We start from the raw sequence: 25595 nt of genomic DNA on the forward strand, positions 1-25595 counted from the left end.
GCCGTCTTTAAAACCATCCAAGTCGTGAATTCGCCAAACACTATTTAATTCAACTTGCATATTGCTTTAAATTCCCATTCATTTTGATTTGGATAATTTCTATCATCCCAGATGACGCTATAGGCATAGCTAAATCTACAATGACCTCTTTCTCGGCAATTAAATACTTTAACAACGTCAAAGCATCATCATTCGAAATACAAACCTCATGAGACATCGTTTCGCAAATATCACTCAATTGCATGGTACCGATAGATAACATGCGCTTGGCTTTTTCTCTTATTTCAGTCCCAAATGATGGGTACTTTTTACGTTTAGCATCTGTAATCCACTGAATGTTCCTAGACTTAATTTGATTGATTTCTGTTGAGCAAAATACATGGAAGGGTACACCTAATAGTTCCCACCAAATTCGCTCAATATCCAGCTTTTCTGCCGTTCGTTTATCAAAAAGCTTTTCACTCGGCTTAACAGATACCGCCTCATACCAAATACGCTTTCCATCACTGCACGTTAAAAGGAAATCAGTAGTTATGATGATGGGCTCTTTAGTTATTGGATGAGAGGGGTGGGCAACATTAAGTAACTTAGATATTTTTAACGAGAGTGTGAGAGGAAACAGAGGAAACTGCTCTCGGATATCAAGCACTGAATCAGAGAACTCAGCCAAGTAGAAAAAGCACGTCTCTTGCTCAGATAGCGTATGGTGAATTCGGCCTGATTTGATTCCGTCGATCTTGCCGCTGTGGCCTTGAGAGTTAACATCTTGAACTCTTATCCACGGAGTGTAACTAGCACCTGAGCCTAATCCATATTTTTGTTGTAATGCTCGCTTTAGATCAGCAAGCGTATCCAGTTTTCTCCGTCTCGCCACAGCATATACTCGACCTAATTTATCTTTAATATACTATAGCCTAGTGTGCAAACTTTATTAACCCAAATGAGCGTTGTGTACAAACTATTTCAGCAATGTACAAACTTTATTGTTCCATAACAAAAACTAACAATACTGCCCCGCCACCCAACCAGAAGCCCAAGCCCATTGAAAATTGTAGCCTCCTAACCAGCCGGTGACGTCTACTACTTCGCCGACAAAATACAGGCCTGGTTGTTTTTTTGCTTCCATGGTTTTGGAGGATAGTTCGTTGGTGTCGACACCACCTAAAGTCACTTCGGCTGTGCGGTAGCCTTCGGTGCCGTTGGGTTTAAATACATAGTGCGTCAGGCTGTCGGCTAAACGCTGAATAGATTTGGCATGCAGTGCTTTAATAGCCTGATTCTGAAATACATTCAGTTCCAGCAGTTTTTCGACTAAACGTTTTGGCAGCAAGCGCGACAGTATAGTTTTGAGTTCCTGCTCAGGGTGTTTTTGCTGTTGCTCCAGCAGGAATTCGTTTAAATCCTGCTGCGGCGATAAGTTAATAATCAGCTCGTCGCCCGGTTGCCAGTAGCTGGAGATTTGCAAAATAGCAGGGCCACTTAAGCCCCTGTGGGTAAACAGCATATCTTCCGGAAACACCACATCATTGGCTTCGGCCGTGACAGGTAAAGACACACCGCTGATTTCTTCGAATACCGCTTTATCAGCTGGTTGCCAGGTCAGTGGCACTAAGGCAGCTCGCACTGGTAATACGTTTAAGCCAAACTGTTCAGCCAGCTGAAAACCATAAGCTGTGGCGCCTAAATTTGGCAGGCTTAAACCACCAGAAGCCACCACTAAACTCTGACAGCTACGGCTAAGTTGTGGCGTAGTGACTGTATACACTCCATCGGCAAAACTGACGTTTTGAATATCCTGCTGCAGCGCTATAGACACGCCGGCCTTGTCGCACTCTTGTTGCAGCATATCGACAATGTCTTTGGCGCTATCGTCACAAAACAGCTGGCCCAGCGTTTTTTCGTGGTAGGCAATACCGTATTGCTGCACCAAAGCGATAAAATCCCATTGGGTATAACGACTTAACGCCGACTTACAAAAGTGTGGGTTTTGCGATAAAAAATTAGCCGGGCTGGCGTAGATATTGGTGAAGTTACAGCGGCCACCACCAGACATCAGAATTTTGCGGCCTATACGTTTGCCGTTATCCAGCACCAGGGTTTTACGGCCTCTTTTGGCCGCTTCAATAGCGCTGAATAAACCTGCTGCGCCTGCCCCTATGATGATCACGTCCCACTGCTGCATTAGTTTGTACTCTGTATGGTTTGGCTTGCCGCTTGCTGATAACCCAGCTCAAGCGCGGCGAATTGGTCGGGCTGCCAATGAAAGACTGGCAACTGCTGTTTTTCTTTGTTTAGCGAGCGTAATAAACGCTGAAGATTCTGTTGTTTCCAGCTTTGATCCGGAAAGTCTGCTGCTGTGCGAATAGCGCATTTATCAAAGTCGATCAGCCAAAACTGGCCTTGCTGATCCAGCAAAATATTGTGGCAGTTTAAGTCGGAGTGATACACCTGATGCTGATGAAAAGAGGCTATTAATGCACCTAGCTGTTGCCATTCGGCATTAGTTAAAGGCCGTTGTTGCAGCAGATGAGCCAAGTCTGTGGTGCCCGGGATGCGTTCAATCAGAATATCGGCGCTATAACTATAAAAGCCAAAGCTAAACCCATGCTTTTGATACAAAGCAGCGCAGGGCCGTGGCACTGGTAAACCCCATAAGCGCATTTGCCAGAGTAAACTGAATTCCGCCATAGCCCGGCTTTGGGCTGCAGGCTCTGGCCAGAACTTATCTTTATTCAGTTTCCCCACTAAACCACCACGGTAATAATGCCGCAGTACCGCCTCTTTACCGTTTTGCTGGCGGATAAACCACACCGTATTACGGCCTTTGGATTGGCCTATGACTAAGCCCTGTTGTTGCCAAAATTCAGGTTGGAAATAAGCCAACTCAAAGTTCGGATAAAAGTGCGGATCAAACCAAGCTAAAGCATTGTCTGTATTTAACTTTTTAATTTCAGCCATGGGCAATAAATGTTGGACCTGAGCCATCATACGAGCCACTGCACCTTGTTGCTGTTGATAGAGTTTTAAACCCTTTTCACCGGTTTGAATGGCCAGTTCTGGTTGCTGGATCAGTTGAGTCACAGTGCTGACCAGATCCGCCACTGTAGTTACCTGAAAATAGGCTTGCTGTTGTTGCAGCAACTGAAAGACCAGCTGGAAATTAAATACATAAGGGCCGGATAACACGGCCTTACCGAACGCCATAGCTTCCAGCGGATTATGGCCACCGCGTTCAATCAGGCTGCCGCCGATAAAAACAAAATCGGCCAGTTGATACCAGCTTAATAACTCGCCCATTGAATCGCCAAGCCAGACTTCAGTACTGGCATCTGGTAAACCATTCAGGCTACGGCGGACAAACTTCAGCTGCTGTTGTTGTAATAACTGGGCGACAACATCAAAACGCTCCGGATGTCGTGGCACCAGCACCAGCAGTAGCTGTGGGAACTGCACTTTTAATTGCTGATAAGCCTGAATTAGCAGCTCATCTTCACCGGCATGAGTGCTGCCAGCTACCCAGACGATCCGGTCTTGCAGCAGAGGTTTTAAGCTGTGCGCCAATTGGGTGCTAGTTTTTGGCACATCCAGTTCAAATTTTAAGTTACCTGCTACTTGCACATTTTTAGCCCCCAAAGCTCTAAAACGGCGGGCACTGTTTTTGTCCTGCGTCAGAATTTGGCTGATGTTCTGCAGCATAGGCTGAGTTAAAGCGCTAAAACGCCGATAACCTTTGGCTGAACGAGCCGATAAACGGGCGTTGACCACTAAAGTTGGAATAGAGAGTGCTTTGCAATTCGCTACCAAATTAGGCCACAGCTCAGTTTCTAAAATCAGCAACAACTGCGGCTGCATCCACTTTAGCCAAAGACGCATCAGCACAGGGTAATCAAAAGGCAGGTAACAATGCTCAATCTTTCTACCCTGCTGCTGTTGTTCAGCCTGCAATTTTTGAATAGCAGCAGCAGCCGTAGGTGTGGTGCAGGTAATGGTAAGAGGCAAATGTGGATACTGCAACAACAGCTGTTTAATCAATGGTTTGGCAGCGTTAAACTCACCCACTGAAACTGTATGAAGCACTATGCCGTCTTTGGCTGACGCTGCTGGCAGCTTCAACGCAAAACGTTCAGCAAAACGCTGGCGATAAGCCGGGTCTTTGCGCGAGCGTAGCAGTAAATACAGCACTAACAGCGGAGTCAGCGTCAGAATCAAGGCGCTGTACAACAGTCTTAACAGGAAAAAGCCGGCTTGCATTTAGCTTTTTGCTTTGGCTTTTGCATCAGCCACCATAGTGGCTAAAGCGGCGTATTTATGAAAAGCATATTGGCCCAGCACTATGGCCATCAGTAAACCACGCCAGCCGTCGAGAAACCCCAAACGCAGCACGTACTGCTGAATAAAGTCGGTGAAAAAGCGCAAAATGGCAAAACCCAAACTGGCCTTTTTACCACGGGCAAATTTATCTTCAGCGCCTAAACAAGCATATTTCACATGCTTCTCCTGACAATGCTGATAACTGCGCCAGCTGTGGTGAATAATGGCCGATTTCAGTACCCGCACTTTTTCGTAAGGCAATAACAGGGTTTCGTGCACCTGACGGTCTTTAAAACTGGCGCCTGTTTTTAAAAACAATTTACCCTGAGGAGTGGAGTAACGACCATGTTTAAGCAACTTGCCGAAAAAGTAGGTGTGCCATGGCATTTTGATAAAGTTGGCGTCTAAATCAGGCTCTGCCAACACCTGATCAATTTCCACTTTCAGCTCAGGTGTCAGTACTTCGTCGGCGTCTATGCTCAATACCCAGTCATGTTCACACCAGGCTAAAGCACGGTTACGCTGTGGGCCAAAACCAGGCCAGTCGGTTTGATAGACTTTATCGGCGTACTTTTCTGCTATCTCTACCGTTCTGTCTTTACTGCCGGAGTCGACCACTATCAGTTGATCAACCCAGCCAGCAAGCGACTGTAAACAAGCTTCAATGCGGTCTTCTTCATTGCAGGAGATAACAAAACAGGAAATTTTACGGCTACGCATGCTTAAACCTCTTCCTGCTTGGTTGGAGTAAACTGAACCTGTGAAAGATCACCAGAGACGTGGTTATTGCGGATAGATTTCAGCTGGAACCGGTATTTCAGGTTACGCCAAAACGAAGTGCCGCCTTTACGGGTGCCGCCACTCATTTTATCGATTTCGCTTTCAAAACGGCTGGCCGACCATAAACGGTAAGGCAACATGGAGTACACAGTCAGGTTCAGCTCAGGGTAAAACTGCAGATCCACATCAACAGGGCGGAAAAACTTAGGACGGCTCAAAAGCTTTTTTGCACCTTCCAGCGTTAAGGCATAACCCGTAGTGCAGTTGGGCACTTTGGCAAAATTCACCAGGCTATAACCATCACCCAGCTCTTTTTTCTGCTCACCAGTGCCTGCTCTGTCATCGGCCAACTTAATCATATCCCAGTGTTTTAACTGAGTGATTTTTTCCAGCACAGTCAGAAATTCAGGCTCTAAATCTATATCGTCTTCCAGAATAAAGGCCATGGCGATGTTTTCATCCACCATACGCTGCCATAAAGTGCGGTGACTTAAATAACAGCCAATTTCGCCTGGCGACAAAGGACGACGGAATTTTTTCTGGTTTAACGCAGGATCATAACAAGCTGCAACTTCAGCCTGGCTTAGGTTTTTGCCATAAATAGCGCTGAAGCGTTCAGCATCCAAACCCAGCTTATGCAGCTGCTTTTTGGCTGACTCATAACGCTCAGGGTTGGAATCCAGATTAATTAACCAGATTGGGTATCCTGCAAACTGTCCCATGTTTTTCTTCCACTTTATTCTGCTTCTATGCAACGATTTTACCTGAACGCCTTCTAAAGACAGAGCTTTTTTTCCCGCAATAGCCCTGAAGACAGAGTCCATGGATAAAAAGTTCTTTTGCAATAACTAAGATCCGTTAAAATGCCTTCAATCACAGAGCTAAACAGAGCCTCCTATGTCAGATTTAAAACAAAGCTTTTTAGATAGTTTAAAACGTCACCGTGACGCCTTTGCCACAGTGGAAGCCTATCATGAGCAAGCAATGCAGCTGTTGGACGCAGTGCAAAACTGCCTCAAACAAGGCGGCAAAGTAGTATGGATGGGTAATGGCGGCAGCGCGGCCGACAGCCAGCATTTAGCTGCTGAATTTATGGTGCGTTACAAAGCAGAACGTGGCCCGCTGGCATCTATCGCCTTAACAACCGACACTTCTATTCTGACTGCACACGCCAACGACTACCATTTTGACAGCGTATTTGAACGTCAGGTGTTAGGTTTAGTGCGACCACAAGACGTGGTGATTGGCCTGACGACGTCGGGCAAAAGCCCAAATATCAATTTAGCTTTAAAAGCCGCTAATGACTTAGGAGCTTTTACTGTAGCACTGACTGGTCGTGATGGTGGTTTAGTCAAAGACATCGCCAAGCTGCCTATTATTGTGAAAAATGACGAAACAGCCCGTATTCAGGAAGTGCATATGTTTATTGGCCACTGGCTCTGTGAAGCTCTGGATATGGCCATTGTAGGAAACAACTAATGATTAACCTGAGCCTGCTGCAAAATTTGTCTTCTGCTTCTGTATTGGTGGTGGGTGATGTGATGCTGGACCGCTATTTTAATGGCGACTCGCAGCGTATATCGCCTGAAGCGCCGGTACCTGTGGTGAAAATTAGCAAAATAGAAGACAAAGCCGGTGGCGCTGCCAACGTGGCACGTAATATCGCCCATCTGGACGGTAAAGTAGGCTTATTAGGTATTATTGGTAACGACAGCGCGGGCGAGTCTTTGCAGCAGTTGCTGGCGGGTGAACAAATTCACTCCGAGCTGTTTAGCCAGGATCATAAACCTACCATTGCCAAAATGCGGGTGGTATCGCGCCAACAGCAAATAGTGCGGCTGGATCAGGAAGAAATGTTCAGCAGCGAAGATGCTGAACTGCTGGCAGAGCGTTTTGCCGCTGTGTATCAAAACTACGATGTGATCCTGTTCAGTGATTACAACAAAGGCTCGTTGCAGCAGATTTCTAAAATGATCAAACTGGCCAAAGCTGCTGGCAAAACTGTCTTGGTCGACCCAAAACAAGCCGATTTGTCGGTGTACGCCGGTGCTGATGTGATTACGCCTAATTTAGGCGAATTTAAAACCGCTGGTGGCAAAACAGCGTCAGTGGAAGAGATGCTCAGTTCAGCCCGCGAGCTGATGCAAAAAGCAGGTTTAGCCTCGATTTTACTAACCCGCAGCGAACAAGGCATGAGCCTTATTACCGCCACTGAACATTTCCACTTCCCGGCCCAAGTGTTGGAAGTCAGCGATGTAACAGGTGCTGGTGATACCGTAATCGCCACTTTGGCTGTGATGTTAAGTGCTGGCATGTCCTTACATGACGCTACTCAACTGGCGAACTTAGCTGCTGGCATAGTGGTAGGCAAAGTAGGAGCAGCGACAGTTTCTCCTGAAGAGCTGGCCGCTAAGCTAAACAAAGATTTATTCCGTCAGGGTGATTTTTACCAGACGCCTTTTGACAAAGTACTGCAGCATATTAAGTTTGCCCGTCAAAACGGCGAACGTATTGTCTTCACCAATGGCTGCTTTGATATTTTACATGCAGGTCATGTGCGGTATTTAGCTCAGGCTAAGGCTTTAGGTGACCGTTTAGTGGTTGGCCTGAATTCAGATGCTTCAGTGCGCCGCTTAAAAGGCGAACAGCGCCCTATCAATACGTTGGAAGACCGCGCCACAGTGCTGGCAAGTTTGGCCAGTGTCGACTGGGTGGTGCCTTTTGGCGATGACACAGCCGAAAACGATACGCCGCTCAAATTAATCAGCACCATATTGCCTGACGTCTTAGTCAAAGGTGGCGACTACAGCATTGCAACCATAGTAGGCGCTGATGTGGTGATAGCTCATGGTGGCGAAGTGCAGGTGCTGACTTTTGTTGATGGCCGCTCCACCAGCAAAGTAATACGGAAAATTCAGGACTTGCAGGGAAATAACTGATTTGTCGCAGCCCATAACATCTATTTGTATTCTGCGTTTATCCGCTATTGGTGATGTCTGTAACGCAGTGTCCGTGGTGCAATCTATTCAGCGTCAGCATCCGCAGGCGCAGATCACCTGGATCATCGGCAAAATCGAAGCCCGTTTGCTGGAAGGCTTGCCCGGTGTACGTTTTGTGGTTTTTGATAAAAAGCTTGGCAAAGCCGCTTATAGCCAGCTGAAGCAGGATTTAAACAACGACTACTTTGATGTGCTGCTGCATATGCAGGTGGCCTTTCGCGCTAACGTCGCCTCGCTGTGTATCAAGGCCCGCAAAAAAATTGGTTTCGACTGGCATACCGCGAAAGAGTTACATGCGCTTTTTATGCGTCATCGTATTGAGCCAGCCCCGCGCAGCCATGTGCTGGATGGTTTTCGCCAGTTTGCTAAAGCTATTGGCGTATCAGAACAAGAACTGGGTCAAACCCCTTCCTGGCAGTTACCTATTCCGGAAGCGGATGAGTTATGGGCTAAAGAGCAGCTGGCCGCTACTGGTAATTCCAGAATATTGATCATCAGCCCAGCAGCCTCTAAAGCCGAACGCAACTGGTTACCAGAACGTTATGCGGCTTTGGCCGATTATGCGAATGCTAAAGGCTTTGCAGTGATCTTATCTGGTGGCCCGACAGAGCTGGAGCGGAATTTAAGTCAGGCTATTTTGGCATCGGCACAGCATCCCATCACAGATTTAACAGGCAAAACCAATTTAAAACAGCTGCTGGCTTTATTGAAACACGCCAGTTTAGTACTGGCGCCAGATACAGGCCCTACTCATATGGCGGTGGCAGTTGGCACTCCGGTGATAGGTTTATATGGCCACAGTAATCCGGACCGCACTGGCCCTTATTTATTCCGTCAGTATGTGGTCGAGGTGTATCACCAGTCTTTAATTGCACAGCAAGGCAAAACTGCAGCAGAGCTGAAATGGGGCACCCGCGTCAAAGGCAGCGATATTATGCAGAAAATATCTGTAGAGGCTGTAACGGCGATGTTCGATAAAGTAGTGGCAGAACAGCAGTTATGAAAAATATGCAAAAAGCTGCCTTTCTGGACAGAGATGGTGTGATTAATGTCGATCATGGTTATGTCAGCAACCCCGACCAATTCGAGTTTATTGAAGGTGTATTTGATGCTTGCCGCCATTTACAGCAGCAGGGTTATTTACTGATAGTAGTAACCAACCAATCCGGCATAGGCCGCGGTTATTATAACGAGCAGCAGTTCTATGCGTTAACCGACTGGATGAAAGCTCAGTTTGAGTCGCATGGTGTTACTCTGACGGATGTATTTTTTTGCCCTCATCATCCGGTCAATGCCACCCCACCTTATCAAATCGACTGCGAGTGCCGTAAACCAGCCCCGGGCATGTTATTGCAGGCTATAGAAAAATATCAGATTGACCCAGGCCAAAGCCTGATGTTGGGTGATAAAAAAGCCGATATGCAGGCAGCAAATGCTGCTGGCGTTGGCCGCAAAGTACTGGTGTTATCAGGCCAGACCCTGACAGCAGAAGATCAGGCCAGCGCTGATGAAGTCTGGCCGTCGATTAAAGCAGCATTAGAGCTGGTTTAAACCAGCTCTAACATCACTTCAGCTTTACTGACTTCAAACTGTTTAGGTTCGTCCACATTCAGCGCTGTCACTACAGCATTGTCGACCACCATAGCGTAGCGTTTGGAGCGCACACCACCAAAATCACCGGTATCTGCATCCAGGCCAATAGCTTTGGCGAACTTGCCAGCACCGTCCGCTAAAAATACGATGTCAGTGGCGTTATGAGCTTTGCCCCAGGCGTCCATCACATAAGCGTCATTGACTGAAGTACAGATTATGCGGTCTACACCTTTATCAAAAAACTGTTGGGCCAGTTCAATAAAACCAGGTAAATGAGCTGCGCTGCAGGTTGGAGTAAAAGCACCAGGCACTGCAAATAACACCACTTTTTCGCCTTTAAAGACTTCAGCCGTTGTCAGGTTCACTGGGCCATTGTCGGTTAAACGCGCAAAGGTCACTTCGGGTAAGGTATCGCCAATTTTGATCATAAATTTATCCCTTTTAATCCAGCTAATTCAGTTATTCGAGAGCTGCTTTGACATAGACATCAAATCTGTTCGCTTTGCCAGTAATTTGCATACTGGGTTTTTGCCCTGCTAAAAACTCTGCATAACCAGGTCGCTTTACTACCACCCTTTTGCTGGCCAATTGCCAGGCCAGCGGAAATAACGCATCAGCATCCTCATCCGTCCCTACCACCTGATGAAAAGCCTGCATTTCTTTTTTCACCAAAGCCGACTTCTCACGAGCCGGAAACATTGGGTCTAAATACACTACATCCGGCGATGGCAGTTGTGTTAACGCCTGCTGTGATGGTGCGAACACCAATTGCATACGTTCAGGCAGCCAATGTGCTAATTCTGGATCAAGTGAGGCCCGACGTAAACCATCAGCAAGTAATGCCGCGACTGCTGGCTGACGTTCAACTAAAGTCACTTTGGCACCAAGGCTTGCCAGCACTAAGGCATCACGGCCTAAACCTGCAGTCGCATCCACTACTGTTAAACCCGGTTTTTTCGTTAAGCCCACAGCTTTGGCGATAGCTTCACTTTTACCACCTCCAAATTTACGTCTGTAGGTGGCAGCGCCGCTGGCGAAGTCGACCAGTATATCGCCTTGTTTATTTAACTCTGTGTTGCGCAACACCAAGGCATCGCCTGTCCAGCATAAATACCAACCTTCAGGAGAATCTGTAGCCGATAGGCCATAGTGCTGTTGCAAGCTAACTGCAAGATCGGGCGGGAAATCAGGAGAAACAAAAAAACAGGTGCCTGGCATAAGCTCTTAATTCGGGTCAGTTTCAATTAAATTCAGAATTTAATTTTACTCTGACCCGAATTAAAGATCTGCTCTATTTTACAACTTGCGGATGTTATCTGCGCCGTCGCGGTCAATCAGACGGACAAATGGATCCACACCTACATAAAGTGGCTTCTGATCCAGCACCAGCTCAATGCTGTTTTCACCTGTCGTCAGTTGATGCTTCTTCAGATAAATCACGCCACTTTCGCCACTGGTTTGGTCCGGGTCGACACTAAATACACCAATATCGATTTGCTCAGCCAAAGCTTGGGTGGTTTCAGTGCCTTTTTCATCAGCCACTAACTTGTCGGCATGCAGAATCACATTCAGCTGGAACTTACCATCGGCCAGTTCAGTTACTTTGGCATCCTTCACCCTTAAATCGTACAAGGTGATGTTATTAAACAAATCGTCAATAAAGGCCTTTTCTTCTGCTGCGGTGTTCTGGCTTAAATAACTGACCAGATCCAAAGTGGTGGGGAAAGGGTCATTTCGGTAACGATAGCGTTCGTTAAAGGCTTTTAAATTGGCATTTAAGCGCTCTTCACCTAAACGGTCTTTAATTGCCATCATCACCACAGAACCTTTTTGGTAATGGATGTAACCCTGACCTTCTGAACGCAGTAAAGGCTGTTCGCCTAAGCGTTCGCCAGAACGACCTTGCAGGTATCGGTCTAACTCGTACTTCAGGAATTTACGGATTTTGTCAGCACCGTATTTTTTCTCCATCACCATCAAAGCTGAATACTGTGACAAACTTTCCGAAATGACCGCACTGCCCTGCACATTAGCTGCACCCACCTGATGACCCCACCATTGGTGTGCTACTTCATGAGCTGTTACGTAATACACAGGATCGATATTTTCCGGATCACGCAGGTCGGTAATAAAGCCAATTTGTTCAGAATAAGGCACTGTATTAGCGAAACTCTGGGCAAAACTGCGATAGCCAGGGAACTCGATAATACGCAGCTGTTTATGCTGGTAAGGACCAAATGCAGCAGTGAAGTAGTCAATGGAGTCTTTCACCGATTCCACCATACGCTCGACGTTCCACGGATGGCCTTTATGGTAATAGACTTCAATAGCCACACCATGGTGCTGTGCTTTTTGCACTTCGTAACGGCCTGAGCTGATGGAATAGAAATTTACCATAGGCTGGTCCATTTTGTAGCTGAAGTAATTACGGCCGTCCTGCTGCCATTGTTTTTGCAGATAACCAGGCGTTAAAGCCACCTGATCGGCTTCAGTGGATATAGTGGCTTCAAACTGAATAAAATCACCATCAGGACCAAAGAAGTTTTGCGTATAAAACTTCGAGTCTTCCAGCTTATTGGCGCGCTCGTTTGGTTCTAAATCACGTTTTAAGCGCTCGTGTCTGTCCTGTAGCTCGTAACGCTCCTGATAACCAAAACCCGGCAACAACTCCCAGTTATTGATAAAGGTACCGTTTTCAACCACTGACGAGTCAAAACCTGTTTCACGCAGCCCTTTGGATTCGCGGGTCAGTTCTATTACACCTTCCACAGTAGAACCAGGAGCGACCGGAGAGCTGAAGGTTAACCATGAAGTACGGAATTTAGCGTCCCGCTCACCCAGGCTTGCACCATCAATAGTCACTGTCATTTGCTCTGTATTCTCAGGCCAGTTCACCAGTAGTTTTTCAACAGGCAACTGCGATTTGTTTTGCCACTGAATTTGCATACGGGCAACTACTTTCTGCTGTGAAGGGAACAGGTCAATCTGCGCATTCACAGCAGTGGTTACTAACAGAGGCATAGCGGCGTACTGAATATATTCTTTCTCATACTCAGCCTGTAAATCTGTGGTTTCTTCAGTGGTTATATAGTTATTCAGTACTATGGTTTGCTGATAGATAAAAGCACCGGTTCCAACAGCAACCAGAGCAGACACAGCAACTACGGCTTTGCCGGTGTTACCTAAGTGATAACCCAGTTTACTCCAGCGTACTTTCAGGCTTTGCAACGGACCTCTGTGATACAAACCATACCCCAGCACAAATAATACTGTGCTGATAGCGCCCCAATACAACATATACACCGAGTGAGTGCTTAAGCTGTTCGCATACTGATTTAAATCAGAAAAACCTATAGAAGGTGAATTACTAAAGTTATATAAGCTATGGCCTAAACCCCAGGACGCCATCACTAAAGTACTTAAGAAGTAACCGACAAATAGCCCCATACCCACAAATTTATTCGGGCTTAACACCTGCAGGAAAAACGCCAATACAGCACTCATCATAAAAGGCAACAGGAAGAAAAAGCCTAAGCGGATCATGTATTGCACCAGCTCAAAGTCTTCAATCCCCTTGATCAACTGGTAACCCATAGTGGTTAAAATACCAAGCACAATCAAAGTAGCCATCACCAGCGCCATGGCCAGTAACTTGGTTGTCCAGAAGGTTAAGTTTGGTACAGGCATAGTATCGATAATATCGCCCATACCTGAATTGCGTTCACGCCATACCACTTCAGCGCTGTAATACACAATGACAATAATCATCAGCAAGCTAACTGAGCCGATAATATGCCCCACCATAGTCTGAGTCAGAGGCCAGTTCGAAGTGCCGTACCAGCCAAAGTCAGCAAAAAGCGGACCTATCAGCTGAGCGACTGTAATTAAACCCAAAATAATAAAAGGTGCAGTCAACAACACTTGCTTCACTTCAAACTTCAACCGAACCCAAAAAGCAGGCAAAAGCGCAGTGGAAGATGCTTTTTTCTGCAAAGTGGCCAGCGACAGTTCTGGTTGTTGCAGTTCAGTTTTCTTGGATTTTTTACTGTCTTTACGATCCAGCGAAGGCAATTTAAATAAACCGGAAAACGCTAGCAAGACGATAGCAACACCTAACCATAACAAGCGGTTTTGCAATAACACGCCTTCAAAACCAATCAGCAGAGTGTTTTTTTCCTGAATAGTCCAGTAGCGGGTGACATCAAAAAAGGTGCGTAAACCAAAAGGATCTAACAAGGCCGCCCAAACCCGGTATTCAGGTAAACGCGCTACAGAACCTGAGACTATATAAAGTACCAGCAGCACCACAGCAATCAGATACAAAGCCATCATGGAGCGAAAACGTGCAGCGATAGCGTAAAACAGAGCCGAGATGATAAAGAAGCTCGGAACTGACAATACCAGATAGTTATAGACATAAGCCCAGAGGTCGGTGGGACCAAAACGGCTGGCATCAACCCATGGCATAAAACTCGCCAACAACATACCCAAAGGTACAGCGATATAGACCAATAACACCACCAGATAACTGCCAAAAAAGCGGCCAAACTGGTAAGCAAAAGGGGATAACGGCTTGCTGTAAATCAGCTCTTCCATCTGATGCTGCTGATTACGTACCGCACTGCTGCCGACAAAGTTCACTACCAGAAACATCGCAAATAAGCTTAAGGTGATCAGAGTTTGACCTATGGCATAAGGGCCATTTTTAAACACTTCTCCACCACCGCCAATGGTGACATTGTCAGAGGCAACAGATAAAAAGCTGATTAAAAACAGTAACAAACTGACAACATAAAAGGACGGCTGACGCAAATAATAGCTCAGCTCAAAGCGGGTCATTAAACCAAACATAACCCCTCCTATGCTGCAGCTTGAGCTGAGCGATGATTCGATAAACAGGAGAAGTACACATCTTCAAGGCCAGCGGCTGTTGCTACAAAACCTTCAGGTGCTTGATCTGCAAATACATTCAGCACAGTGCGACCTGCAAACAGGCGTTTGGAGATCACAGGCAAGACTTTTTCCAGTTCAGCCGCTTCCTGTTGTGACACAGTTTTAGTCCAGATTTGACCACCGACCTGCTGAATCAAATCCAGTGGATTACCCTGTAATAAAATCTGGCCACCCGCCAATACCGCCATAGCAGGGCACAGCTCAGCTACGTCATCGACTATGTGAGTGGATAAAATAATGACTTTTTCTTCACCCAGACTAACCAGCAAGTTATGAAATCTGTTGCGCTCTTCCGGATCCAAACCTGCAGTGGGTTCGTCGACAATCAATAAATCCGGGTTACCCAACAGAGCCTGAGCTATACCAAAACGCTGGCGCATACCGCCGGAGAAACCACTAACGGCTTTATCTTTATGCTGAAATAAGTTGGTATGGGCCAATAAACCTTCGACCAGTTCTTTACGCTCTTTTTTCTGCGTAAAGCCTTTAAGTACAGCCAGATGATCCAATAAATCAAAAGCACTGATACGTGGATAAACACTGAAATCCTGTGGCAGATAACCTAGCGTTTTACGTAATGCCTGTGGGTCTTTTAGTACATCAATGCCATTAAACACAATGCTGCCACTGTCAGGCTGCTGTAAGGTAGCGATAGTGCGCATTAACGAAGATTTACCAGCACCATTAGGACCTAACAGGCCAAACATACCTTTGCTGATGGATAAATTGACGTTATTCAGCGCTTTGACGCCATTGTCGTAAGTTTTGGTCAGACCTTTAATTTCCAGCATAGGGATCTCCTTGTTATGGTGTCTTGCATCAAACTACCATGGAGCATGCTGATTAGTAACTAATCAATGAGTTACAGGTGAAGTGAAGTTGTAACAAGTTATTAAAGGGTCAGAGCTCTGGCTCTGACCGCTAAGCCTAGGTCCGAAGACCGACGTAGTTATCACCACAACTAAAAGCGACCACTTTGCTGATTTCCTGCAAGCTTAAACCTGATTCCTGTTGCCACAAATTAAATTGCTGCTGAATGGCTTTTTGGTTTTTCTGACTGGTTAAGCCACCTTCAACTACACCAAAGTTACGCAGATAAGCCTCTAAATCCTGACTGATAATAAAGGTATCTTTACCCAGGACACGTAAGGCATAAGCCCCTGTATTGCCTCCCAAGCGAGCCCCATGCTTCTTTAGATAACCCCACAAGCCAATAATATCTTCACCAGGCCACTGGGCTAAAAAGGCACCAAAACTGCCATATTTGTCAGCTACTTGCTGGATCATTAAAGCGTTGTCGCGTATTGCAAAGACTTTAGTCGCGTTGCGGATAATACGGGGATCTGTGGCTTTGGCGGCCAGCATTTCATCACTCATCAGCAGCATTTTTTCCGGTTCAAAACCAAAAAAAATCTCTTCAAAACCCGGCCACTTTTTCTCCACCACAGACCAGACAAAACCAGACTGGAAGATTTTTTTACTGAATTCGCTTAAACATTCAGCATCTGTCAGTTGCTGTAACTGCGCTGCAGTGCGGGGTTTATTTAACAATGACTCTAATGCCGCTTTGCCACCTTTACGTTCGGCAGCTCTTTGATAAATAATGGAAAACTTTTCCGGATAAGACATAAAATCTATTGCCCTGTTAAAAATTATTAGCGCCGCTGAGTCTGCAGCGTCCGTCTGACCACTCTAGTCGGGCCTCTGGCACTACAGCGCAGTTGGACATAAGGCCACTTTGTGCTTGCATTTGTTGCTGTAGTTGTTTGTAGGTAAATGCGTGCTGTTTCAACAGCTTTTCATCCGTTTCACTGATGGAATACGCCAGATAAGATTCTGGTCCTCCACAGGCTTTTTGCCCCAACGCCAGCAAGCGGCATTGTTTTGCGGTATCAGCTTTTGCCTCACCCACCAGTTTGATGATTTTAGCTTTTTCCTGCTGTAATAATTGCCGCCACTGCATCGCAGTGGTTGGTGCAGCCGCCGGAGCAACAAGCTCTGATTTCTGCGGCAGAACCGGAGTAACAGGCTCAGCACAAGCCGAAGCAGTGCCAAGAAGTAAAGCTGTGATCAGAATTAATCTGTTGCTGTTCATCATCACTCCTTTGCTATGGCAAGTTAATCTGCGTCAACACCTTTCAACTTGTTCAGGGGCTCCATCAAATCAGGCAAAGTTTTCAGGCATTGCAATAAAGCATACAAAAACACACCGTGATGAGCACCCAATTCAAAGCTTCGGATACTCTGCCAGATTTCATTGCCGGCAGCTATCAGCATAGCCGCTGCCACCAGCATATTAACCCAGGGATTGGCTGTGGCATTTTTTAAAAACTGTCTGATATTCATAAAGTTACTCCGTGCTAGTTAAAGACAGAGTAACTTTAGTCTTTTTACCTAAAACAACAACTTCAAAAGCAGAATTAAGCCGCTATCCCCATATGACGTAATAAGGCAGCATTAGAAGGCTCGCGCCCCCGGAAGGCTTTAAATAGCTCCATAGGTTCTGCACTGCCACCTTTTTCTAAAATGCAGTGCAGGAAATCCTGGCCCACAGCAGCATTAAAAATACCTTCTTCTTCAAAGCGGCCAAAGGCATCGGCAGATAACACTTCAGCCCATAAATAGCTGTAATAACCAGCACCATAACCGCCAGCGAAGATATGGCTAAAGCCATGCTGGAAGCGGTTAAAACGTGGCGGCATGATCACAGAGACTTGCTGGCGTACATCATCCAGAATTTGCTGCACGCGACCGCCCAAAGCAGGGTCATATTCCGCATGTAAACGGAAATCAAACAAGGCAAATTCCAGCTGGCGTACTAAAAACAACGCCGATTGGAAGTTTTTCGCAGCCAGCATTTTATCCAGCATATCCTGTGGCAAAGCTTCACCTGTCTGGTAATGACCAGAAATTAACGCTAAAGCTTCTGGCTGCCAGCACCAATTTTCTAAAAACTGACTCGGTAATTCCACTGCATCCCATGCCACACCACTGATCCCAGCCACTGCTGATGCATCCACTTGCGTCAGCATATGGTGTAAACCATGGCCAAATTCATGGAACAAAGTCACTACTTCGTCATGAGTAAATAACGCAGGTTTGCCGCCTACAGGTTTATTAAAGTTACAGGTTAAATAGGCCACAGGATGTTGCAGGCTGCCATCGGCTTTCCAGCGGCGGCCCTGGCAATCGTCCATCCAGGCACCACCACGCTTTTTAGCACGGGCGTACAAATCCAGATAAAAGCTGCCACGCAGTTCACCTTTGGCGTCAAAAATATCGTAGAAGCTGACGTCCGGATGCCAGACATCTACACCTTCACGTTTTTGTACTTCGATGCCAAACAATTTGCCTAACACACTGAATAAACCCGGCACTACTTTACTTTCAGGGAAATAAGGCCGCAAAGCTTCGTCAGAAATTGAATACTTAGCCTGCTTTAACTTTTCTGAGTAATAAGTCACGTCCCAGGAATTTAACTCGTCCACGCCAAATTCAGCTTTGACAAAAGCTTTGAGTTCAGCCAAATCCTGCAACGCCTGTGGCTTGGCACGACGGGCTAAATCAGCTAAAAACTCCAGCACTTGTGTCGGGCTTTCGGCCATTTTGGTCGCCAATGATTCTTCTGCCGCGTTATCAAAGTCCAGCAATTGAGCCAGTTCGTGACGCAGCGCTAAGGTTTCTTCGATAATGGCTGTATTATCAAACTGACCCGCCGTTGGGCCTTGATCAGAAGCTCGGGTGCAATAGGCCTGATACAACTCAGCGCGTAAATCGCGATTGTCGGCGTAAGTCAAAATAGCGATGTAGCTTGGGAATTCCAGTGTGAACACCCAGCCGGATAATTCTTTTTGCGCCGCTGCTTCTGCCGCTGCTAACTTGGCATCTTCAGGTAAACCAGACAGCAGGCTTTCATCTTCAATATGTTTAAACCAGGCTTGAGTAGCATCCAGGGTATTGTTAGAAAAATTCGAGGCCAAGTCGGATGAACGACTTTGAATTTCGCCGTAGCGCTGCTTTTTCTCATCCGATAAACCAATACCGGACAATTTAAAATCGCGTAACGCATTTTGAATTACTTTTTGCTGTGCTGTAGTTAAGTTGGCGTATTCTGCGCTTTGCGACAGCTTTAAATAAGCCTGATACAAACCTTCGTGTTGACCAACATAAGTGCTGAAATCCGATAATAGCGGCAGGCAGCTTTCGTAAGCTTCACGCAGTTCTGGGCTGTTTTTTACTGAATTTAAATGCGACACAGGCGACCAGAATTTGCCGAGCTCATCGCTATTTTCTTCCAGCGCTACAATCAACGACTGCCAGCTTGGGTTCGGCTCTTTGACTACAGCTTCGATATCCGCAGTACAGAGGGCGATCAGCTGCTCTACGCGAGCTTTGATTTGGCTTGGTTCAATTTGACTAAATACAGGTAAGGCTTGGGTCATAGTTTATCTCTGTCTGGCCTTTGAAAAAGTGGCGTTTGATTTCACGCTGGGTATAACAGCAGTATTGGGGCTTTTATAACATTCTCAAGCAATTTACTGCAGCTTCAAGGCAGATTTATGCTCAGCTTTTGTAAAAACGCCTTGAGTTCGACCACAATAGCCTCATATTAAAACTCAACAAATCAACAGCAAGGCTTACCAACATGACTGAACATTTTGACTATATCGCCATAGGTGGCGGCAGCGGCGGTATTGCCAGCGCCAACAGAGCGGCAAGTCATGGCCAGAAATGCGCCATTATCGAAGCAAAATTTTTAGGTGGCACCTGCGTCAACGTAGGTTGTGTGCCGAAAAAAGCCATGTGGTTTGCCGGTCAAATTGCTGATGCATTTAAATACGCACCGGATTATGGTTTAGATGTCCAAATGCCTGCGTTAAATTGGGCCAAATTAGTAGAAAGCCGCGAAGCTTATATCTCCCGTATTCATGACTCTTACGACAGAGTACTGGCAAAAAATGGCGTCACAGTGATCCAGGGATTTGCCCGTTTTGTTGATAAAAATACAGTAGAAGTGGATGGCAAACTCTATAGCGCTGACCATATAACCATAGCCACAGGTGGTCGTCCTGTGCGCCCTGATTTACCGGGAGCAGAACTTGGCATAGACAGTGATGGCTTTTTTGCCTTACAAAGCCAGCCCAAACGGGTTGTTGTGGTAGGTGCTGGTTATATCGCTGTAGAAATCGCCGGCGTGATGCAGGCCTTGGGCAGTGAAACCCATTTATTGGTGCGTAAAGACAAACCACTGCGCAGCTTCGACCCTATATTATCCGACACTTTAGTCGAACTGATGGCCAAAGATGGCCCTAAGCTACACACTCATACTGAAGTGAGCTCTGTCAGTAAAAATGCCGATGGCTCTTTAACTGTGCAGCTGTCTACGGGCAGCAGCTTAACTGTCGATTGCCTGATTTGGGCTATAGGCCGCGAACCAGCCAATGACAAACTACAGCTGGAAAAAGCTGGTGTGAAACTGGACAACGAAGGTTTTATTCCAACAGATGAGTATCAGAATACCAAGGTCCCTGGCATTTATGCCGTAGGTGACAATACAGGTCGCTTAGCTTTAACTCCGGTCGCAGTGGCCGCCGGACGACGGTTGTCCGAGCGATTATTTAATAACAAACCAGACAGCAAACTGGATTACAGCACAGTGCCGACAGTAGTGTTTTCACACCCTCCTATTGGCACTATAGGTTTAACCGAAGACGAAGCCCGTCAGCAGTTTGGTCATGACGACGTTAAAGTCTACCGCAGTGAATTTGCTGCTATGTACACTGCTTTAACCCAGCATCGCCAGCTCACCCGGATGAAACTGGTATGCGCTGGCCCGACTGAAAAAGTAGTAGGTTTGCATGTGATAGGTTTTGGTGCGGATGAAATGCTGCAGGGTTTTGGTGTGGCGATCAAAATGGGCGCCACCAAGGCCGACTTTGATAACTGTGTGGCTATACACCCTACCTCTTCTGAAGAGTTCGTCACCATGAGATAAAACCACTGGGGTCAACTCACAAGGGACAGCAGCCTGGTCAGCGCTGCTGTAGTTTCCTGCTCTGTGAAGGCCCCAAAACCAAACCGGACAGAGCAGCTCTGCCTATCAACAAAAAAGTGCGGCTCTGCTGCTAACTCTGCCAGATTAAACTGCGGCTGAGTACTAAACTCCAGCCAGAATGCCAGCCCACCTGCCGGAATATGAAAACGTACTCTGTCACCAAACAGCCGTTTAAGCTCACTTACACAGTGATCCCTGCGGGTTTTGTAGAGCTTTTTGCATTTGCGAATATGACGTTTCACTTCCCCCGACTCGAGTAGTTCAGCTAAAGCCAACTCAGTTAACGTATTACCCTGACGGTCAATCATTAAAATGTGTTGCACAGCTTTTTCAATAAATGCTGCGCTGGCAACCAGATAACCGACCCGCAAGCCTGGCGCAAATACTTTGGACAAAGAACCTATATGCAGCACCCGCTCTGCCCCCGGCAAGCTGGCAAGTGGCGGTATAGGCCTGCTGTCAAAGTGAAATTCGTGATCATAATCGTCTTCCACTATATAAAAATCATGTTGAGCCGACAGTTGCAGTAACAGCAAACGCCGTTCCATCGCCATAGTGACTGTGGTTGGATAGTGATGATGAGGCGTAGTGTAAATAGCCGCTACTTTTCGGCCTGCGATCAGTTGTTGTAAATGTGTAACATCCAGCCCCTGTTGATCTGTTTTGCAGCGTAGTATGGTAAATCCTGCCTCTTCAAAAGCGGCCAATGCCGGTGCATAAGTCAGCTCTTCAAACACCATCACACCATCGGACGGTTTAAGCACCCGGGAAGCCAGATAAATAGCCATCTGACTGCCACGCACAGTGCAAATCTGCGCTGAGCTCAGGTGCAGATAACGTTCCTGTATCAACATGCGTTGTAAGGCATAACGTAATTCGATAGTGCCCTGCGGATCGCCATAACCCAGATACTGCTTTCGGCTGGCAGCAATGAGTGCCCTTCGGTACGCCCGTGCCAATAGCTCATAAGGAATAAGACGCGCATCCGGAATACCGTCATTGCCGGATTGCTTTTCTTTGCCAGGAAGGGGCGCAAGCTCCATACGGTCGAGGTCTGATTTGACTGCACCCGCAAGCAAGTGCTGGTATTGCTCAGACATACGCTGCTCGGGTAGGCGATCTGACACAAAAGTTCCGCGTTTTGCCTGGGTAACCAACCAGCCCTGCGCAATCAATTCGTCATAGGCTATTTGCACCGTTTTGCGGTTCAACCCCAAGACTGTGGCTAAAGAGCGGGAACCAGGTAACAAAGCTCCGGCTTCCAGTCGGCCCGTTAAGATGTCTTCAATCAACTTGTTCACCAGCCGGGCGTGAATAGTTTCACCAGTGCTGTGCTCCAACCATAACTGCGTTTGCCAGGGGCGTAACATTTTCACTCTCCACTCTCATCTGGACCACCACTGATTATAAAACTGGATGTTCTTACTGGTCCAGAATCTATTTAATCTTGGCTGCAGTGAATTGAAGCCCAGACCCGGAGGCAGACCATGATGAAAACAGCACACTTAGATAAACAGCAGTTAATGTCCACTGCACAACAGCAAATGGATGAGTTACTGAATCAAAGCCAGTTTAACGACAGGCAAAAACTGGCTTTAACCTGCAGAATTTTATATGACCACGGCCATGATGCAGGTTTGGCGGGACAAATCACAGCCCGCACCAAAGCGGGCAATACCTTTATCACCCAGCGATTTGGCCTGGGGTTTGATGAAATTACCGCGAACAACCTGATAGAAGTCAATCAGGATCTGGAACCTGTCGACCAACAGGCAATGCCAAATCCAGCCAATAGATTTCATACCTGGATTTATCAGCAACACCCTGAAGTGAATTGCATTATTCACACTCACCCCACTCATGTAGCGGCACTTTCTATGCTCAGAGTTCCGCTGATGGTGGCGCAAATGGATACCTGCAGTTTATTTGATGACTGTGCCTTTTTAGGTGAGTGGCCAGGCGTTCCTGTGGGGAATGAAGAAGGCATCATTATTTCCAATGCGCTGGGCAACAAAAGAGCCATTTTGCTGGCCCATCACGGTCAGTTGGTCGTTGGGAAAACCATTGAAGAAGCCTGCAACCTTGCACTGATGATTGAACGCGCCGCCCGTTTACAACTGCTGGCCATGGCCGCAGGTCAGGTGCAGCCGTTGCCTGCTGCTTTAGCACAGGAAGCTCATGACTGGTTGTCGACGGATCGTCGCAGCAAAGTCAATTTTGCCTATTACGCCAGAAAGGCACTGAAGTCCCACCCTGAATCCATCTGAGGAGTTTAAGATGAAATTAACCGGCATTATTGCTTACCCCATCACCCCTTTTACTGCAGACGGCAGCCAACCGGATCTGAATAAATTGGCGCAAAGTATCGAGTTATTGCTACAAAACGGTTGCGATGCCATAGCTCCGTTAGGCAGTACAGGCGAAAGTGCTTATCTGAGTTTTGCCGAGTGGCAGAAAGTGGCGCAGCACTCAGTGCAGGTTGTTGCGAAGCGTGTTCCTGTGATTATAGGTATTTCTGAGCTGACAACAGATCAGGCGATAAACAAAGCCCGCTTTGCCACAGAAATTGGTGCCGATGCCATTATGGTGATCCCGGTTTCCTACTGGAAACTGACAGATGATGAGATTTTTGGCTACTACAAGGCTATTGCAGCTGAAGTCTCTTTACCGGTGATGATTTATAACAATCCGGCGACCAGTGGTGTTGATATGTCACCTGAGCTCATTGTAAAAATGTTCAGAGGCATACCTCAAATCACTATGGTGAAAGAAAGCACAGGTGATATTCAGCGGATGCACAAAATCTATCAGCTTTCCTCTGGAGAACTGCCTTTTTACAATGGCAGTAATCCATTGGCTTTAGAGGCTTTATGTGCCGGAGCCAGCGGTTGGTGTACCGCAGCGCCTAATTTATTGGGTATGTTACCAAAAGAGTTGTTTAGTCAGGTTCAGGCAGGTGACCTTCAGGCTGCTAAAGACAACTTTTACCGCCAGTTGCCGCTGTTAAGCTTTATTGTGTCCGGCGGACTGCCTAAAACAGTCAAAGCTGGTTTGGCATTAAAAGGTTTTGAAGTGGGCCAACCCCGCAAACCTTTAACTGCAGCAAACGAACAGGATCTGGCCACTTTAACGCGTTTATTAAGTCAAATTTAATCCTATTTATCCAGGTCAGGGAATGCTCTGACCTGAATTGTCTCTCTTGCCTGAACTATTTAGCTTCTACCCTGCCATATCGGTCTGAAAACCGGACTATGTCGTCTTCCCCTAAATAAGTACCGGATTGAACTTCAATCAGTTCCAGCGGGATTTTCCCCGGATTTTCCAAGGCATGCACAGCGCCCAGCGGAATATACACAGACTGGTTTTCTGACAGCATAGTATCCACGCCATCTATGCTGACTAAAGCCGTACCAGACACTACTATCCAGTGTTCTGCTCTGTGGTGGTGCATTTGTACCGACAGTTTTTGGCCAGGATTGACGGTAATGTGTTTTACCTGATGACGTGGTCCTTGATCGATGGAGTCATATTTACCCCAGGGTCTGTATACCTCACGGTGAATTTTATGTTCACTACGACCCAGATCTTTTAGTTGCTGCACTATGGATTTAACATCCTGCACTCTGTCTTTTGCGGCCACCAGTACTGCGTCTTTGGTTTGCACTACGACCATATTCTGCAACCCGACAGTGGCCACTAAACCTGTTTCGGCAAAGACATAGTTACCGCTGCTGTCGCAACTCAGCACATCGCCTTTATGTACATTACCCTGACTGTTTTTTTCAGAAATATCCCACAAGGAAGACCAACTGCCGACGTCGCTCCAGTTGGCGTCCAGGGGCACCACTACGGCAGCATCGGTTTTTTCCATCACTGCATAGTCAATAGACTCAGACGGACAAGCTAAAAAGGCCTGTTGATTGACGCGGATAAAATCCAGATCAGGATCCACTTCTGCCATGGCTTGCTCACAAGCGGCATAAATATCGGGCCTGTGTTGTTTCAGCTCCGCCAGATAACGACTGGCTTTGAACAAAAACATACCACTGTTCCAGTAATAATCGCCGCTGCTTAAGTACTCCAAAGCAGTTTCCAGCTTTGGTTTTTCAACGAACTGCGCCACCTGATAAGCTTCAGCATCATTTAACTTTTTGCACGATCCCCTTTTGATATAGCCATAGCCTGTTTCCGCCGCTGTAGGCACAATACCAAAAGTGACTAATTGATCCGCATTGGCAAACCCGGTTGCCGCAACAACGGCCTGCTGGAAAGCATCAACATCAGCAATGACATGATCAGCGGCCAGCACCAGCAATAATGGGTCCTGAGCTTTTTTTATCGCAGTCAAAGCAGCAAGAGCAATAGCAGGTGCTGTGTTACGGCCCGCGGGTTCCAGCACAATATTATGATTCAGTTGATTAATTTGCCTGAGCTGTTCGGCTGCGATAAATCTGTGATCTTCATTGCAAATCACCAGCGCAGCTTCCGCATTCAGCCCCTGCAACCTCATCACCGTGGCTTGTAGCATGGTCAGGGCACCATCGAGTTTTAAAAACTGCTTTGGCATCAAATCACGGGACAAGGGCCACAATCTGCTACCAGAACCGCCCGCCATAATCACAGGTAAAATCATTATTAATCCTTGTCTAATCAGCTAAACAGTCGTTTTATCCGCTAAAAATACAGTCTAATTGCAGATACAACGGCAACTCATCGAAACTTTTTTGCATTTTACCCCTCCAAAGCGGGCTTCATAGGGTAAAAAATCACAATTGCGCAACATTTTTGTTTGATACCCATTCGGGGTTACGTATAAAATCGATTTTCATATATTACACAAACTTAATGTACTGTTCAGTGACGTTTACCAGGCCCTACGTAAGGCCTAATAGATAAAGTTACAT

The 25595-nt window shown here is 46.6% G+C and carries 22 protein-coding genes; 7 read left to right on the forward strand and 15 right to left on the reverse strand.

From position 1 onward, the window contains the following. Positions 1-49 precede the first annotated feature (49 nt). The 5 genes from LSG34_RS19820 to LSG34_RS19840 form a co-directional block, all read right to left on the reverse strand. Positions 50-874 (reverse strand): TnsA endonuclease N-terminal domain-containing protein, encoded by an 825-nt coding sequence (locus LSG34_RS19820; RefSeq protein WP_233011070.1) that lies wholly within the window; start codon positions 872-874, stop codon positions 50-52. 126 nt (positions 875-1000) lie between these two features. Further along, a complete protein-coding gene (locus LSG34_RS19825) occupies positions 1001-2182 on the reverse strand; it encodes a BaiN/RdsA family NAD(P)/FAD-dependent oxidoreductase (RefSeq protein ID WP_233011071.1) in 1182 nt (393 codons plus the stop codon). Further along, a complete protein-coding gene (gene waaA / locus LSG34_RS19830; RefSeq protein WP_233011072.1) occupies positions 2182-4251 on the reverse strand; it encodes a lipid IV(A) 3-deoxy-D-manno-octulosonic acid transferase in 2070 nt (689 codons plus the stop codon). The genes LSG34_RS19825 and waaA overlap by 1 nt, the downstream gene beginning before the upstream one ends. After that, positions 4252-5031, reverse strand: a complete 780-nt coding sequence (locus tag LSG34_RS19835) for a glycosyltransferase family 2 protein (RefSeq protein WP_127019603.1) — start codon at positions 5029-5031, stop codon at positions 4252-4254. A 2-nt stretch (positions 5032-5033) separates the two neighbouring features. Further along, the gene (locus LSG34_RS19840) at positions 5034-5813 is read right to left on the reverse strand and encodes a glycosyltransferase family 25 protein (RefSeq protein ID WP_233011073.1); all 780 of its coding nucleotides are present in this window, start codon (positions 5811-5813) and stop codon (positions 5034-5036) included. A 175-nt stretch (positions 5814-5988) separates the two neighbouring features. Here LSG34_RS19840 and LSG34_RS19845 point away from each other — a divergent pair, with 175 nt between their 5' ends. From LSG34_RS19845 to gmhB, 4 genes are read left to right on the forward strand one after another with little or no spacing between them, the layout of a single operon-like run. After that, positions 5989-6570, forward strand: a complete 582-nt coding sequence (locus LSG34_RS19845) for a D-sedoheptulose-7-phosphate isomerase (RefSeq protein WP_233011074.1) — start codon at positions 5989-5991, stop codon at positions 6568-6570. Beyond that, on the forward strand, positions 6570-8030 hold the full coding sequence (gene hldE, locus LSG34_RS19850) for a bifunctional D-glycero-beta-D-manno-heptose-7-phosphate kinase/D-glycero-beta-D-manno-heptose 1-phosphate adenylyltransferase HldE (protein ID WP_233011075.1): 1461 nt from the start codon (positions 6570-6572) through the stop codon (positions 8028-8030). Before LSG34_RS19845 ends, hldE begins: the two co-directional genes overlap by 1 nt. Position 8031: 1 nt before the next feature. After that, complete coding sequence (locus LSG34_RS19855) at positions 8032-9093, forward strand: glycosyltransferase family 9 protein (RefSeq protein WP_233011076.1); 1062 nt, start codon at positions 8032-8034, stop codon at positions 9091-9093. Next, positions 9090-9641, forward strand: coding sequence for a D-glycero-beta-D-manno-heptose 1,7-bisphosphate 7-phosphatase (gmhB, locus tag LSG34_RS19860; protein ID WP_233011077.1), 552 nt, complete (start codon positions 9090-9092; stop codon positions 9639-9641). The genes LSG34_RS19855 and gmhB overlap by 4 nt, the downstream gene beginning before the upstream one ends. On the opposite strand, the gene LSG34_RS19865 is transcribed toward gmhB, so the two are convergent. From LSG34_RS19865 to prlC, 8 genes are all read right to left on the reverse strand, one after another. Further along, complete coding sequence (locus tag LSG34_RS19865) at positions 9638-10111, reverse strand: peroxiredoxin (RefSeq protein ID WP_233011078.1); 474 nt, start codon at positions 10109-10111, stop codon at positions 9638-9640. The genes gmhB and LSG34_RS19865 overlap by 4 nt on opposite strands. 31 nt (positions 10112-10142) lie before the next feature. Next, entirely contained in the window at positions 10143-10901 is a 759-nt protein-coding gene (locus LSG34_RS19870; protein ID WP_233011079.1) for a class I SAM-dependent methyltransferase, read from the reverse strand. Between the two features lie 78 nt (positions 10902-10979). Continuing rightward, a complete protein-coding gene (locus tag LSG34_RS19875) occupies positions 10980-14534 on the reverse strand; it encodes an ABC transporter permease/M1 family aminopeptidase (protein WP_233011080.1) in 3555 nt (1184 codons plus the stop codon). A gap of 8 nt (positions 14535-14542) precedes the next feature. Further along, the gene (locus LSG34_RS19880; RefSeq protein ID WP_233011081.1) at positions 14543-15427 is read right to left on the reverse strand and encodes an ABC transporter ATP-binding protein; all 885 of its coding nucleotides are present in this window, start codon (positions 15425-15427) and stop codon (positions 14543-14545) included. Between the two features lie 136 nt (positions 15428-15563). Continuing rightward, the gene (locus LSG34_RS19885) at positions 15564-16265 is read right to left on the reverse strand and encodes a DNA-3-methyladenine glycosylase I (protein ID WP_233011082.1); all 702 of its coding nucleotides are present in this window, start codon (positions 16263-16265) and stop codon (positions 15564-15566) included. Positions 16266-16281: 16 nt separating this feature from the next. Beyond that, the gene (locus tag LSG34_RS19890) at positions 16282-16731 is read right to left on the reverse strand and encodes a hypothetical protein (protein ID WP_233011083.1); all 450 of its coding nucleotides are present in this window, start codon (positions 16729-16731) and stop codon (positions 16282-16284) included. A gap of 23 nt (positions 16732-16754) precedes the next feature. Continuing rightward, complete coding sequence (locus LSG34_RS19895) at positions 16755-16982, reverse strand: hypothetical protein (protein WP_233011084.1); 228 nt, start codon at positions 16980-16982, stop codon at positions 16755-16757. A gap of 74 nt (positions 16983-17056) precedes the next feature. Continuing rightward, positions 17057-19078: an oligopeptidase A gene (prlC, locus tag LSG34_RS19900; RefSeq protein ID WP_233011085.1), complete on the reverse strand. Its 2022-nt coding sequence runs from the start codon at positions 19076-19078 to the stop codon at positions 17057-17059. 203 nt (positions 19079-19281) lie between these two features. Here prlC and gorA point away from each other — a divergent pair, with 203 nt between their 5' ends. Next, positions 19282-20631 carry a glutathione-disulfide reductase gene (gene gorA, locus LSG34_RS19905; protein WP_233011086.1) on the forward strand — a complete coding sequence of 450 codons (1350 nt, stop codon included), beginning with the start codon at positions 19282-19284 and terminating at the stop codon, positions 20629-20631. Positions 20632-20642: 11 nt separating this feature from the next. On the opposite strand, the gene LSG34_RS19910 is transcribed toward gorA, so the two are convergent. Continuing rightward, positions 20643-22061, reverse strand: a complete 1419-nt coding sequence (locus tag LSG34_RS19910) for an aminotransferase-like domain-containing protein (protein ID WP_233011087.1) — start codon at positions 22059-22061, stop codon at positions 20643-20645. A 117-nt stretch (positions 22062-22178) separates the two neighbouring features. Here LSG34_RS19910 and LSG34_RS19915 point away from each other — a divergent pair, with 117 nt between their 5' ends. Next, a complete protein-coding gene (locus LSG34_RS19915) occupies positions 22179-22958 on the forward strand; it encodes an aldolase (protein ID WP_233011088.1) in 780 nt (259 codons plus the stop codon). A gap of 10 nt (positions 22959-22968) precedes the next feature. Further along, positions 22969-23844 (forward strand): dihydrodipicolinate synthase family protein, encoded by an 876-nt coding sequence (locus LSG34_RS19920; RefSeq protein WP_233011089.1) that lies wholly within the window; start codon positions 22969-22971, stop codon positions 23842-23844. Between the two features lie 55 nt (positions 23845-23899). Here the strand turns inward: LSG34_RS19920 and LSG34_RS19925 are convergent, their stop codons facing one another. Beyond that, on the reverse strand, positions 23900-25324 hold the full coding sequence (locus LSG34_RS19925) for a mannose-1-phosphate guanylyltransferase/mannose-6-phosphate isomerase (protein WP_233011090.1): 1425 nt from the start codon (positions 25322-25324) through the stop codon (positions 23900-23902). Positions 25325-25595 lie beyond the last annotated feature (271 nt).

Origin of the sequence: Rheinheimera faecalis (assembly GCF_021290965.1) — a bacterium.
Classification (GTDB): Bacteria; Pseudomonadota; Gammaproteobacteria; order Enterobacterales; family Alteromonadaceae; genus Pararheinheimera; species Pararheinheimera faecalis.